This is a genomic window from Pseudomonas lactucae (assembly GCF_016937615.1).
GTDB lineage: Bacteria > Pseudomonadota > Gammaproteobacteria > Pseudomonadales > Pseudomonadaceae > Aquipseudomonas > Aquipseudomonas lactucae.
Genome location: NZ_JAFHKI010000203.1, coordinates 14,421 through 28,010 on the forward strand (window position 1 = coordinate 14,421; position 13,590 = coordinate 28,010).

The following is a 13,590-nucleotide window of genomic DNA, read 5'->3' on the forward strand; positions in this document are numbered from 1 at the left end:
CAGTTTCATAACACCTGCTTTTTTGCTCTCTCGCGATGAAGGTGTAAAAACAGATACATCCTACAAAAGCCACGGAAAAAATATTACAAACCGCGCTTCCCCCCCACGGAAATAGCCTGTTCTAGAGGGTTTACCGTGAGTGTCGTCCGCTCAACCGTCCTCCGAATTCCCGTTTAAACCGCCGGCTGCCGCCTGATAACCGAATACTCGGAGACGAGCCAGTAACGAAAAATAGACATTTGATAATGATTCTCGATAATATCGCGGCGTTTTCAACTCAGTGCCCCCGAATAAGGAATTCGACGCGATGAACGGACACAGCGGAACGCCGGAACAAGCCCTTCTCGACCGTTGGAGCCAGGCGCTTTCCACTGCGCAGTTCCAGGCCAAACACGTCACCCTCGATGTGCTTGTCAACACCCTGCAAACCGCTGCCGAGCGTAGCTTTCAACGCTTGATCCAAGCCTTGTTCCGCGAGGAGTTGCTTGACCCCGCCACGCGCACCTATGACGACCATGGCCGGTGCTGGCTGACACTGCCCGATCAATCCCGCTTGCGTTTCGATCACTTGCATCCAGGTCGCATGTCCAGCTGGGAGTTGCGTGGGCGCGTCACACTGCTAAGTGCGAATACGCCCGAACTGAAACTGCAGTTCCCATCACAACTGTTGACGTTGCTTAATTGCTCATTCGAAACCCCGGCCGAACCCGATGTCTTGAGTCGCCTGAACACCGAGATAGACGACAGCTTCGTGAACGACACCTTGTGCCTGGCGTTTCATCGACAATGGACGCTTAACCTGCACGCCGCCATGGACCCGGCACATCAAGGCAACCTGCTGAGCCACCTCCAGGACGACCCCGAGGTCGGCAACTGCACCTCAGTCCTCGAACAATGGGGCACGCTGGGGCATCCCTGGCATCCCAATTACAAGACCAAACTGGGATTAAGTACCGACCAATTGGTCGAGTTCTCGCCGGAATTCGAAGCGCGCTTTCCCGTTTACGTATGGGCGTTGCACCACCAGTTCGCACACGTCGAAGCACTGGGCGGGACTGCGGATTATTGGCAATGGTGGCAACACCACTTTCCCCAGGCGGCCCGACAATTGACCGCCGAACTGAACGCGCAAGGGCTTGATGCCGGCGACTACCTGCCGCTTCCAGTGCATCCCTGGCAGGCCCGCCAGGAATTACCGCAGCTGTTCGCCAATGAAATCGGTGATCGGTTGGTGGTTCTCACGGACATCGTTGCGTTCACGGCGCACCCCACCATGTCGTTCAGGACCGTATTGCCCGACGGCCGCCGTGACGCGCCGATGGTCAAGCTGCCGGTTTCATTGCGCCTGACCAGCGTGCAGCGCACCGTTTCTCCGCGCTCGGCGCGCATGGGGCCGCGTATCAGCCAATTACTGTTGACGATCCTTGCACGCGAGCCTTCGATCAGTAACCTCCTCAGTATCGTGCCGGAACGGATCGGTGTGCATTTCAAACCGCAACCGGCCAATGACGAACACTCGCGCCACTTGGCCGTGCTCTACCGTGACAGCCCGCTGAGCCTGCTCCAACCGGGCGAAATGGCCGTACCGGTCGGCAGTCTGTTTGCCACCGACCAACACGCTCAACCGCTGCTGCGCCAATGGGTTCGCCTGAGCCAAGGCCGGGAAGACGCGGATGCCATGCGCGGTTTTTTCCGCGACTATGCCGCGATCACCGTGCCGGCGTTGCTGGGGATGTACCTGCGTTATGGCGTCGCATTCGAAGCCCATCAGCAGAACTCCTTCATGGTCATGGCCGCGCACGGGCAGCTGAACCGCCTGTTATTGCGCGACTTCGGCGACATCCGAATCGACCGCAAGACCCTGCACGCCCAAGGCCTGGCTATCGAACTGCACGATCCCGACATGACGCTGTACGACGACGCAAGCTTCGTGCGCGACAAGCTTTTGCACACGGTGTTCATGTGCCACCTGGGCGAGTTGGTGCTGCTCAGCGCACGTCACTTCGATATTCCGCAGACGCTGCTTTGGGATGACCTGTCGGCTCAGGTCAGCCAATGTTTCGACGACCTGCGCAGCCACGTCGAGCCACAACGCTGGCAGACCGAGCGCGCCGCCCTGCTGGAGCAGGCGTGGCCGGCCAAGTCGTTTATGCGCATGCGCCTGCTGGACAGTCATGCCGATATCGTCGGGCGCCTGCCAAACCCGCTCAGCGTGACCGCCAATGCCGGTTGACCACACGGCCCTGCGGCTGCTGGTGGTAATCCAGCTGGTGTCGATGGGTGCCATGGAGATGAGCGGCCCGTTCTGGCCCCTGCAGATCCAGACGCTGCTCGGCAGCGCCAACGCCCAGTACACCGGCCTGCTGTCGTCCCTGGTATACGCCGGGCCGCTGATGGCGGCGATGGTCCTGACGCCCCTGTGGGGGCGACTGGGTGACCGCACCGGCCACAAGCCGATGATTATCCGCGCGCTGCTGGCGCTGGCGGTATGCCAGGCGCTGGCAGCAATCACGCTCGATCCTTGGCTGCTGGTGGCGATACGCGTGGCACAGGGCGCGCTGGCCGGCTTCATCGCGGCGGCCCAGGCCTATGCGCTGGCCTGCTGCGGCGATGGCGGGCGCGGGCATATATTGGCGCGCCTGCAATCGGCCACGGCCATGGGTTCGCTGGCCGGGCCGGTTCTTGGCGGCTGGCTGATGGACCTCTCAGGGTTCGCATTGTTGTGCTACAGCGCCACGGCAGTGTGCCTGCTCTGCGCAGTCATCAGTGCATTGCTGCCGAGCGATGCACCGCGAACACGACCTGCACGCGCAACCCTATCCGCTGCCCTGCCCAAAGGCTGGATCGGCGCGATGCTGGGGATCATCGTGCTGATTCAGGCCGCCAAGATGATGCCTCAACCGTTTTACGCCCTGTACGTCGCCGATGTGTTGCATGCGCCCGCCTGGTTGATCGGTGCCAGCTATGCCGCCAGCGCCCTCACCCTGGCCTTGTCCGCGCCACTGTGGGGCCGCCTGTTTGACCGGCACCCACCGGCGCACACGCTGCGCATCATCGAATGGGTGACGTGGTGCTGCGCCTTGACGCTGGCTTGCACCGCACTGGCTGGCGAATGGTTGGGGTTCCTCGCCAGTCGATTGCTGTGGGGCGTGTGGCAAGGGGCGTTATTGCCGGTGGCGTACACGTTGATCGCCAATACCGTCACGCCCAGCCAGCAAGGGTTTGCCCTGGGCTTGGGCAACAGCGCCGCGAAAGCCGGCGCACTCTGCGGCGCCTTGATCGGCGGCGTGGGCATGGCAATGGTCGGCCTGGCGCACAGCTTCTGGCTGGTGGCGCTGACCTATGTCATGGCCGCCGTGGGTATCCGGGCGATCCGTTCGTTCACCCGTACGCCAGGGACGTACGGTTTTTCTGTCAATACATCTAATAACTCAAAGGCAAGATCATGAACACACCACACTTGGCACTTCTGTTGCCCTTTCTTGGCGCCATAAGCGCGCCGGCCTGGGCCGACACGCCGGATGAAACGCAGCCGGCGCCTACCAACCTGCAGCTTCAGGCCACGGTGGTATCGGCCACGCGCAATGAAACCAGCATCGCGGCGATCCCCGGCTCCGTACAGGTAATCAGCGAAGAGCAATTGCGCCAGCAGGCAGGCGCCGGACGCAGAGTCGCGGATATCCTCGGCCAATTGGTGCCCGGCATCGCGCCTTCCAGCGGCGGCATGAGCAACTTCGGCCAGACGCTGCGCGGGCGTAACACATTGATCCTGATCGACGGCGTGTCCCAGAACGCCACACGCGACAACTTCCGCCAGCTCAACAGCGTGGCACCGGAGAGCATCGAACGCATCGAAGTGATCTCCGGCGCCAGCAGTGTCTACGGTGCCGGCGCATCGGGCGGCATCATTAACATCATCACCAAGCGCAACAAAGGTGAAGACCTGGCGTTTAGCAGCAAGATCGGCATGACGGCCGGCAACAACCTCAGCCACAAGGGCTTTGCCTATCAGGCATTCCAGAGTGCAACCGGCCGCCAGGGCCCTCTGGACTGGTATGTGTCGGGCAACACCGTGCAACGCAACGACCAGTTCGACGGCAACGGCAAGCGCATTCCCCAGGATACGTCCCAGGGCAGCAACATGGACACCGACACCTACGACCTGCAAGGTCGCTTTGGTTACGAGCTGGATGACGACAAAAAGATCAGCCTGTCGCTGCAAGACTACAAGGACGAACAAGACACCCGTTACACCAAGAACTCGCGCATCACCAGCCAAGCCGTCGCCGTGAAAGGTCTGGACTTGGACGACCAGCCCTCCACGCACAATCAGGCCGTCAACCTCAACTACACCGACAAGGATTTCTACGGCCAGGGCCTGCAGGTCGAAAGCTACTGGCGACGCGCAGATGCGTTGTTCTTCCCGGACCTGTCCCGTGGCCGGGCCGGAATTTCGGACAATAACAGCGTGCAGGATGTGTACGGCTTGCGCGCAGCGATCGATACACAGATGCCGGACATCGGCCCGGCGACCGGCAACCTGGTATGGGGCGCCGACTATGATCACGAAACCTCGCGCCAGCGCGGCGACCAATACCGGGTCAACGGCCTGACCTACACCAAGACCGGCACCACCTTCGAGCTGGGCCCGGATATCCAGACCACTACCAAGGCGATCTTCGGCCAGCTGTCGTACGACATCGGTGACTGGACCCTGCGCGGCGGCGTACGCCGCGAATGGATCGAAAGCAAGGTCGACGACAGCATCGCTTACGGCGAGATCGTCCAGACAGGCAACCGCGCGACACTGCCGGGCGGTACGCTCAAATACGACGACACGCTCTACAACCTCGGCGCGGTGTATCACCTGAGTGAAAACCAGGACGTGTTCATCAACTTCAGCCAGGGGTTTTCGCTGCCCGACATCCAGCGTTTCCTGCGGGACGTCAACAGCACGTACAACATTCAAGACCTCAATGCCCAGGCGTTGAAGGTCGACAGCTACGAGCTGGGCTGGCGTGGCAACTGGGACAAGTGGGTCGCCAATGTCACCGCGTATGAAAACACCTCCGACGTTACGCAGTTCTACGATGCCAATGACCGCGTGCTGCGCTTGATCAGCCAGAAAGAGCGCGTGCGTGGCGTTGAGACCAGCCTGACCTATAACTTCACAGACGAATGGTCAGTCGGTGGCACCTATGCTTACGCCAAGGGCGAAACCAAGCAGAACGGCAAATGGATCGATTTGCCCGCCACCCGCATTGCTCCGGCCAAGACCACTGCGTTTATCGGCTATGACCGTGGCGACTACAGCCTGCGTTTGCAAGGCATGCGCCTGGATGATTACGACGCCGCGTTCAAGGACAACAACGGCCGCGACATCAAAGGCTACACACTCGCTGACCTATTGGGTTCGGTGAGGTTGCCGGTAGGTCGCCTGGAAGGTGCGGTGTACAACCTCACCAACCGCAACTACCAGAACATGTTTGCCCAAGCCAATGCGCGCGCGCCGTACCCGAATGCCGAAGGTCGTACCTTCAGCCTGAGTTACGCTGTGGATTGGTGACAGCCGACGCACCGCGCATAAACAACAAACCCCGCCTTTTGAGCGGGGTTTGTTGTTTTTACAGCCTTACCACATCAGATCATCGGGGATCTGGTAGGCCGCGTACGGATCGTCTTCATCCGGCACCTGGCTTTCAGTGAGGATGTTGAGCTGCACGATACGCTCCGGCGCGCGCTCCTGGATCTTCAGCGCCGCCTCGCGCGGGATCACTTCGTAACCGCCGCCATGGTGCACGATCGCCAGGGAGCCGTTGCTCAGTTTGTTGCGCATCAGCGTGTTGACCGACAGGCGCTTGACCTTCTTGTCATCCACGAAGTTGTAGTAGTCCTCGGTGGTCAGCTTGGGCAGGCGCGAGGTCTCGATCAGTTGCTTGACCTGGGCCGTACGGGCCTTGGCCTCGGCTTTTTCCTGCTGCTGACGGTTCAGTTCCTGGTCGCGCTTGACCTTCTCGGCGTGAGCCTCAATGGCCAGGCGGGCCTGGGTGTCATCCGCCTCGATCTGACCTTTGTGGACCAGACGTTGCTGCTTCTGTTTCTCTTTGCCGACCTGCTTGGCCTGCTTTTGGTTGACCAGACCTGCTTTGAGCAGCTGGTCGCGAAGGGAAAGGCTCATGGTGCTTACTCACTTAGGCAACTGCTCAACCGCAGCTGGACACATTCTTTTCCTGACGTTTGGCTTCGCCCCACAGGGCGTCCAACTGTTCGAGGGTGCAATCTTCTATGGGTTGATGCGTCTCGCGCAATGCCTGTTCGATAAATCGGAAACGTCGTTCGAACTTGGCATTGGCGCCACGCAGCGCGGTTTCAGGGTCGACCTTGAGGTGCCGGGCCAGGTTGACCGCTGCAAACAGCAGGTCACCGACCTCGTCGGCAATGGCCACCGAGTCGTTATCGGCCATGGCTTCGAGCACTTCATCGAGCTCTTCGCGCACGTTATCCACCACCGGCAACGCTGACGGCCAGTCAAACCCGACCTGGCTGGCGCGTTTTTGCAATTTGGCGGCGCGGGACAATGACGGCAAGGCGGCGGGCACATCATCGAGCAGGGAGAGTTGCTCCGGCGCGTCGGACTTTTCGGCACGCTCCTCGGCCTTGATCTGCTCCCAGCGCAGCTTGACCTGCTCTTCGCTCAATTGCGGGACATCCAGCGGCGCATACAGATCGCCGCTGGGAAACACGTGCGGGTGGCGACGGATGAGCTTGCGGGTGATGCTGTCGATCACCCCGGCAAATTCAAAGCGCCCTTCTTCCCGCGCCAGCTGGCTGTAATACACCACCTGGAACAACAGATCGCCCAGTTCACCCTGCAGATGGTCGAAGTCGCCGCGCTCGATGGCGTCAGCGACCTCGTAGGCTTCTTCGAGGGTGTGCGGCACGATGGTCGCGTAGGTTTGCTTGATGTCCCACGGGCAGCCGTATTGCGGGTCCCGCAGGCGGTTCATCAGGTGCAGCAGGTCATCGAGTGAATACATCGTTCTCTATCCGATCAGTCAGAACGCCGCCGATCAACTGTGGGAGGGGGCTTGCTCCCTCCCACATTTAGTCCGTGTTCATCCAGCGATTCATGGCGTGCGGTTGCGCCGCGTCTCGATGATGTTCGGCAACTGGGAAATCCGCCCCAGCAACCGCCCCAATGCGTCCAACCCGGGGATCTCGATGGTCAGGGACATCAACGCGGTGTTGTCCTCTTTATTCGAGCGGGTGTTGACCGCCAGCACGTTGATCCGCTCATTGAGCAGCACTTGCGACACATCACGCAGCAAACCGGAACGGTCGTAGGCACGGATGATGATATCCACCGGGTAGGTGAGTACCGGCACCGGGCCCCAACTGACCTGGATGATCCTTTCCGGCTCGCGCCCGCCCAGTTGCAGCACCGAGGCGCAGTCCTGACGGTGAATGCTCACGCCACGGCCCTGGGTGATGTAGCCGACGATGGCGTCGCCCGGCAGCGGCTGGCAGCAACCGGCCATTTGCGTCATCAGGTTGCCCACGCCCTGGATCTGGATATCGCCGCGCTTGCCGGGCTTGTAGCCGGTGGCCTTGCGGGGGATCAGTTCCAGTTGCTCGTTGCCGCGCTCCGGCTCGACCAACTGCTGGGCCAGGTTGACCAGTTGCGCCAGGCGCAGGTCGCCGGCACCGAGGGCGGCGAACATGTCTTCGGCGATCTTCATGTTGGCCTTTTCAGCCAGCTTGTCGAAGTCCACCTGCGGCAGGCCCAGGCGCGCCAGTTCGCGCTCAAGCAAGGTCTTGCCGGCGCGACGTTCTGGTCGCGCGCCTGCAATTTGAACCAGTGCACAATCTTGGCTCGTGCCCGCGAGGTGGTGATGTAGCCCAGGTTCGGGTTCAGCCAGTCGCGGCTCGGCGTGCCGTGCTTGCTGGTGATGATCTCGACCTGTTCACCGGTCTGCAGGCTGTAGTTGAGCGGCACGATGCGCCCGTTGATCTTGGCGCCCCGGCAGTTGTGGCCGATCTCGGTGTGCACGCGGTAGGCAAAATCCAGCGGCGTGGCGCCCTTGGGCAAGTCGATGGCATGGCCGTCGGGGGTGAAGATGTAGACCCGGTCCGGCTCGATGTCCACGCGCAGCTGTTCAGCCAGGCCGCCGATGTCGCCGAGTTCTTCGTGCCATTCCAGCACTTGGCGCAGCCAGGAAATTTTCTCTTCGTACTGGTTGGACCCGGCCTTGACGTCGGTGCCCTTGTAGCGCCAGTGCGCGCACACGCCCAACTCGGCCTCTTCGTGCATGGCGTGGGTGCGGATCTGCACTTCCAGCACCTTGCCTTCGGGGCCGATCACCGCGGTGTGCAGCGAGCGGTAGCCGTTTTCCTTGGGGTTGGCGATGTAGTCGTCGAACTCTTTGGGAATGTGCCGCCACAGGGTATGCACGATGCCCAGCGCGGTGTAACAGTCGCGCATCTCCGGCACCAGCACGCGCACCGCACGCACGTCATAGATCTGGCTGAAGGCCAGGCCCTTGCGCTGCATTTTGCGCCAGATCGAATAGATGTGCTTGGCACGGCCGCTGATATCGGCGTCGACGCCGGTGGCCTGCAGCTCCGAACGCAACTGGCCCATCACATCGCTGATGAAGCGCTCGCGGTCAAGCCGCCGCTCGTGCAGCAAGGTGGCAATCTGTTTGTATTGGTCGGGTTCCAGGTAGCGGAAGGACAAATCCTCCAGCTCCCATTTGATATGGCCGATGCCCAGGCGGTGCGCCAACGGCGCGTAGATGTCGAAGACTTCGCGGGCGACGCGGTTGCGTTTTTCGTCGTCGGCGGTCTTCACCGCACGAATTGCGCAGGTGCGCTCGGCCAGCTTGATCAGCGCGACGCGCACGTCGTCGACCATCGCCACCAGCATCTTGCGCAGGTTCTCGACCTGGCCCTGGGTGCCCAGCACCAGGGACTGACGCGGGCTGAGGCTGGCGCTGATGGCGGCCATGCGCAGCACGCCGTCGATCAGCTTGGCCACCACCGAGCCGAAACGCTGGCCCACGGTCGCCAACGGGATGTGCCCTTCGCGCACGCCGCGATAGAGTACGGCGGCGATCAGCGAATCCTGGTCCAGCTTGAGATCGGCGAGGATCTCGGCGATTTCCAGACCGGTACGAAAACTGGAAGTACCTTCGGCCCACAGGTTCTTGGCCGCATTGTCTTGTTGCTCGGACTCACGTGCGAACTCGCAGGCGGCCTTCATGGTTTCACGGTCCAGTGCCGGGTCGACACTGATGGCATGGTCCAGCCATGCCTCCAGGTTGATACTGCCGTCAGTATTGATCGGCTGGTGTGCTCTCACCTGTACCATTTCTCTTACCTTCCCTACGGCGCATCTTCGATGCGCCAAAATCATCGCCGACCTTGTTTACTGCGAGCTCCGTGGCAGGTCATAGGCCCTGGAGAACGCAGGCCGGTCGGATTAAACGGGCATCCTAGCCCGCTTCAAATAATGCCATGGCCTCGACATGCGCGGTCTGCGGAAACATGTCGAGGATCCCGGCCCGTTTTAGCCGGTAGCCCTGCTTGACCAGCTCAACCGTGTCCCGTGCCAGCGTGGCCGGGTTGCAGGACACATACACCAGGCGCCTGGCCCCCAGAGTGGCGAGCTTGCGCACAACCTCTTGGGCACCATCGCGGGGTGGGTCCAAGAGTACCGCAGAAAAGCCCTGTTTGGCCCATTCCGCGTCAGTCAAAGGCTGGGACAAATCAGCCTGAAAAAACTGCACATTATCCAGATTATTGCTAACGGCATTGAGTGCCGCCCGCTCCACCATGGTCTGCACACCTTCCACCGCGACCACCTCGCGTACCTGTTTGGCCAGTGGCAGGGCAAAGTTGCCCAAGCCACAAAACAGGTCCAGCACGCGGTCATCCGGCTGGGGTGCCAGCCATTCCAGGGCCTGGGTAACCATCGCCTCATTGACCCCGGCGTTGACCTGGACAAAATCGCCTGGCCGGTAAGCCAGCGCCAGATCCCAGGCCTCCAACCGAAAGCCGAGGGCCTGATCGGGCTCGACGGGTTGCGGCTGGCCTTCGCCATGCAGCCACAATTGGGCCTCATGGAAAGCGCAGAATTCTTGCAGCACCTGCAGGTCCGCTTCGGACAACGGCGCCATGTGCCGCAGCAACACGGCGATGGACGAACCGCTGAACAGCTCCACGTGCCCCAGCGCCTGAGGTTTGCTCAAGCGACGCAGCATGTTCGGCAGGCGCTGCATGATCGGTTGCAAGGCCTGTACCAGCACTGGGCAATCATCGATGGCGACGATGTCCTGGCTGGCCACGGCGCGAAAGCCCACCTCGAGCTTTTTCGCCTTGGCATCCCAACGCACCGCCACGCGGGCGCGGCGTCGGTAGCCCAATTCGGGGCCGCTCAACGGTGGCGCCCACTCTTGCGGTTCGACACCGGCCACACGCGACAGTTGCTCGGCGAGCATGCGCTGTTTCAGGGCAAGTTGTTCGTCGTGGGGCAGATGCTGCACGCTGCAACCGCCGCAGCGGCCAAAGTGCGCGCAAGGTGCCGGACGACGCAGCTCGCTGGCCTTGAACACCCGCTCGGTACGGGCTTCGACCACTTTGCCGTGGGCGCCCAATACACGCGCTTCGACGTCTTCGCCGGCCAATGCGCCATTGACGAACCAGGTACGGCCTTCAAAGAACACGATGCCACGGCCGTCATTGGCCAGGCGCTCGATGGTCAGGCGCTGTTTCTTGCCCACCGGGATCTGCGGGGCCCGACTACCGCCCGTCGGTTGAAAGCGCAGGCCTCTCTCGTGCTTGGCCATCAGTTGGGTTCGTCGAAGATACCGGTCGACAGGTAACGGTCGCCTCGGTCACAGATGATCGCGACGATGACCGCGTTTTCCACTTCTTTGGACAGGCGCAACATACCGGCCACGGAGCCGCCGGACGACACGCCGCAGAAGATGCCTTCTTCACGAGCCAGGCGGCGCGTGGTGTCTTCGGCTTCACGCTGGGCCATGTCGATGATGCGATCCACCCGCGAAGCGTTGTAGATCTTCGGCAGGTATTCTTCGGGCCAGCGGCGAATGCCCGGGATGGCCGCGCCTTCCATCGGTTGCAGGCCGACAATCTGGATCGCCGGGTTCTGCTCCTTGAGGTAGCGCGAGTTGCCCATGATGGTGCCGGTGGTGCCCATGGAACTGACGAAATGGGTAATGGTGCCCTGGGTCTGGCGCCAGATCTCCGGGCCGGTGGTGGTGTAGTGCGCCTCGGGGTTATCGCCGTTGGCGAACTGGTCCAGCACCTGGCCACGGCCTTCGGCGGCCATGCGCTCGGCGAGGTCGCGGGCGCCTTCCATGCCCTGCTCCTGAGTGACCAGAATCAGCTCGGCCCCGTAGGCCGTCATCGCGGCCTTGCGCTCGGCGCTGGAGTTGTCGGGCATGATCAGGATCATCTTGTAGCCCTTGATCGCCGCAGCCATGGCCAAGGCTATCCCGGTGTTGCCCGAGGTGGCTTCGATCAGGGTGTCGCCGGGTTTGATCTGCCCGCGCAACTCGGCGCGGGTGATCATCGACAGCGCAGGGCGGTCTTTTACCGAACCGGCCGGGTTGTTGCCTTCGAGCTTGAGCAACAGGGTATTGCTGGTTTCACCCGCCATGCGTTGCAAGCGGACCAGGGGCGTGTTGCCGACGCAATCGGCGATTGTTGGGTACTGCAAGGTCATGGCGTATTCGCAATCCAGACTGCGGGGCGCACATCATACCGGGAAAGACCGGCAGGCCATATCACGCAAAGTGTGGTGCTTATGGTTTAAAGGAATAAGCGGAAAAGAGGGTGAGCTTGAGGGCCCCATCGGGAGCAAGCCCCCTCCCACACTGGACCGCATTCTCATGCTGGAACTCGGTCGAATGTGGGAGGGGGCTTGCCCCCGATGGCCGCGCCTCGATATCCCGCCTAGCGCAAATGCCCATCGCCATGATTTCTCCGAAAGACCTCCTCCCCCATCGCCGCAATCTGCCCTTCGATCAATGCATCAAACGGCTTGAGCAACGGCTCGAACGACACCGGCGCCTCCAGCACCTGCAACGCCTGCACAATCGCCTCCACCGTCGACAACGCGCCAGGCCCCGGCGCCTTGCGCAGTCGATAGCGGGACACGGCGCCCTCGACCAGCGTCACCCGAGGCAGCGCCGCCAGCAAAGGATTGAGGTGCAGCAGTTTGCGCGCCTTGCGCCAGGTGCCGTCAGGCACCACTAACAATAACGGCTGATCGCCGGGAGCATAGGCTTGCAGCGGCTGGGCATCGTCAGCCGGAAACAACAGCCGCGCCTGATAGCCGGGCGGGTTCAACAGGGTCGGCAGATCATCAAAGACCTCGCCCACTACCAACTGCGCATTGTTCAATCCCAACGCCGCCAGCCGCGCGGTGTTGAGCGCATGATTGACCTCGCTCGGGTGCTGCAAAACAAGCACGCGGGTGCGGCTATCGAGGCAGGGAATCAGTGCACACAGGCAATGGGCGGCGGGCCTGAGACAACGGGAACACTGGGATCTGGACATGGTTTTTCAGGCCTGGTTGAGCTGGGCTTTGAGTAAATCGCGAAAGGTCTGGATCAGCGGCTCGCGGCTGCGTCCCCGGCGCATGATCATCGAGAACGGCGCCTGATAGCCGAAGGTCGCCGGCAGCAGCACGCGCAGGTCCCCCTTGTCGGCCCAAGCCTGCGCATAGTGCTCCGGCAGGTAGCCGATATAGGCGCCGGACAGCACCAGGATCAGCTGTGCCTCCATACTTTCCACCGTCGCGGCGCTGTGCTTGAAGCCGTGGCGCGCCAGTTCCGCCTGGCTCCAGTAGCCACGCCCGACCATGCGCTGCTGGGTGATCACTTGTTCGGGGATGCGTCGTTCATTGAATAGCGGGTGCCGCGTGCTGCAATACAACCAATGCTGCTCGCGGTACAGCGGCATATAGATCAACCCGCTCATGCGGTTGGAGAACGCGCCGATGGCCAGGTCGAGGCGGTTGTCCTGCACGCCCAGTTGCAGCTCGTAAGGGCTCATCACCGATAAATGCAGGTGCACCGCCGGGTGTTCCAGGCTGTAGGCGCCGATCACTTCGGCGAACGGCAGGGCCTTGTCGCTGACCGTGGAGTCGAGCACGCCGAGCTTGAGGGTACCGCGCAACTCGCCTTTCAGCGCGGCGGCATATTGCTCGAAGCCTTCGAGCTCAGCGAGCAGGCGCAGGGTTTCCTGATGGAACAACTCGCCCTTGCTGGTCAGGCTGAAGCCGCCCCGCCCACGATGGCACAACACCAGGCCCAGCGCCGATTCCAGCTGGCTCATATAGGTGCTGATGGCGACGTCGACAGGTTGAGTTCGTGCTGGGCATTGGCAAACCCCTGGTGCCGTACGACGCTGACGAAGATGCGCAGGAGTTTGAGGTCGGGCAAGGCGTTGGCCATGAGGTTTCCAGAGGCATACACAAAATCCTGTGGGAGGGCTGCCCCCGATAGCGCCGGGTCAGCTGCATATGTGCTTGCTGATCCACTGCTATCGGGGGGCAAGCCC

Annotated in this window: 8 protein-coding genes and 2 pseudogenes; 3 read left to right on the forward strand and 7 right to left on the reverse strand. The window is 61.8% G+C overall.

The features are described 5' to 3' along the window. The first annotated feature begins 307 nt into the window (after window positions 1-307). The 3 genes from JWR98_RS27815 to JWR98_RS27825 are packed head-to-tail and all read left to right on the forward strand — an operon-like array spanning window position 308 to window position 5,566. Window positions 308-2,233 carry an IucA/IucC family protein gene (locus JWR98_RS27815; RefSeq protein WP_205491760.1) on the forward strand — a complete coding sequence of 642 codons (1,926 nt, stop codon included), beginning with the start codon at window positions 308-310 and terminating at the stop codon, window positions 2,231-2,233. Then, the gene (locus JWR98_RS27820; protein ID WP_205491762.1) at window positions 2,223-3,449 is read left to right on the forward strand and encodes an MFS transporter; all 1,227 of its coding nucleotides are present in this window, start codon (window positions 2,223-2,225) and stop codon (window positions 3,447-3,449) included. Before JWR98_RS27815 ends, JWR98_RS27820 begins: the two co-directional genes overlap by 11 nt. Beyond that, on the forward strand, window positions 3,446-5,566 hold the full coding sequence (locus tag JWR98_RS27825; protein ID WP_205491763.1) for a TonB-dependent receptor: 2,121 nt from the start codon (window positions 3,446-3,448) through the stop codon (window positions 5,564-5,566). The genes JWR98_RS27820 and JWR98_RS27825 overlap by 4 nt, the downstream gene beginning before the upstream one ends. A gap of 66 nt (window positions 5,567-5,632) precedes the next feature. Here the strand turns inward: JWR98_RS27825 and JWR98_RS27830 are convergent, their stop codons facing one another. The 7 genes and pseudogenes from JWR98_RS27830 to JWR98_RS27860 form a co-directional block, all read right to left on the reverse strand. Next, a complete protein-coding gene (locus tag JWR98_RS27830) occupies window positions 5,633-6,178 on the reverse strand; it encodes a DUF2058 domain-containing protein (RefSeq protein WP_078734154.1) in 546 nt (181 codons plus the stop codon). 25 nt (window positions 6,179-6,203) lie between these two features. Next, a complete protein-coding gene (gene mazG, locus JWR98_RS27835) occupies window positions 6,204-7,037 on the reverse strand; it encodes a nucleoside triphosphate pyrophosphohydrolase (RefSeq protein ID WP_205491765.1) in 834 nt (277 codons plus the stop codon). Window positions 7,038-7,127: 90 nt separating this feature from the next. Continuing rightward, window positions 7,128-9,370: pseudogene (gene relA, locus JWR98_RS27840) on the reverse strand (GTP diphosphokinase). 124 nt (window positions 9,371-9,494) lie between these two features. Continuing rightward, window positions 9,495-10,847 carry a 23S rRNA (uracil(1939)-C(5))-methyltransferase RlmD gene (rlmD, locus tag JWR98_RS27845; protein WP_078734157.1) on the reverse strand — a complete coding sequence of 451 codons (1,353 nt, stop codon included), beginning with the start codon at window positions 10,845-10,847 and terminating at the stop codon, window positions 9,495-9,497. Next, window positions 10,847-11,749, reverse strand: coding sequence for a cysteine synthase CysM (gene cysM, locus JWR98_RS27850; protein WP_078734158.1), 903 nt, complete (start codon window positions 11,747-11,749; stop codon window positions 10,847-10,849). The genes rlmD and cysM overlap by 1 nt, the downstream gene beginning before the upstream one ends. Before the next feature lie 230 nt (window positions 11,750-11,979). After that, on the reverse strand, window positions 11,980-12,585 hold the full coding sequence (locus tag JWR98_RS27855; RefSeq protein WP_078734159.1) for a tRNA-uridine aminocarboxypropyltransferase: 606 nt from the start codon (window positions 12,583-12,585) through the stop codon (window positions 11,980-11,982). 6 nt (window positions 12,586-12,591) lie between these two features. Then, window positions 12,592-13,484, reverse strand: a pseudogene (locus JWR98_RS27860) (LysR family transcriptional regulator). Window positions 13,485-13,590: the final 106 nt, after the last annotated feature.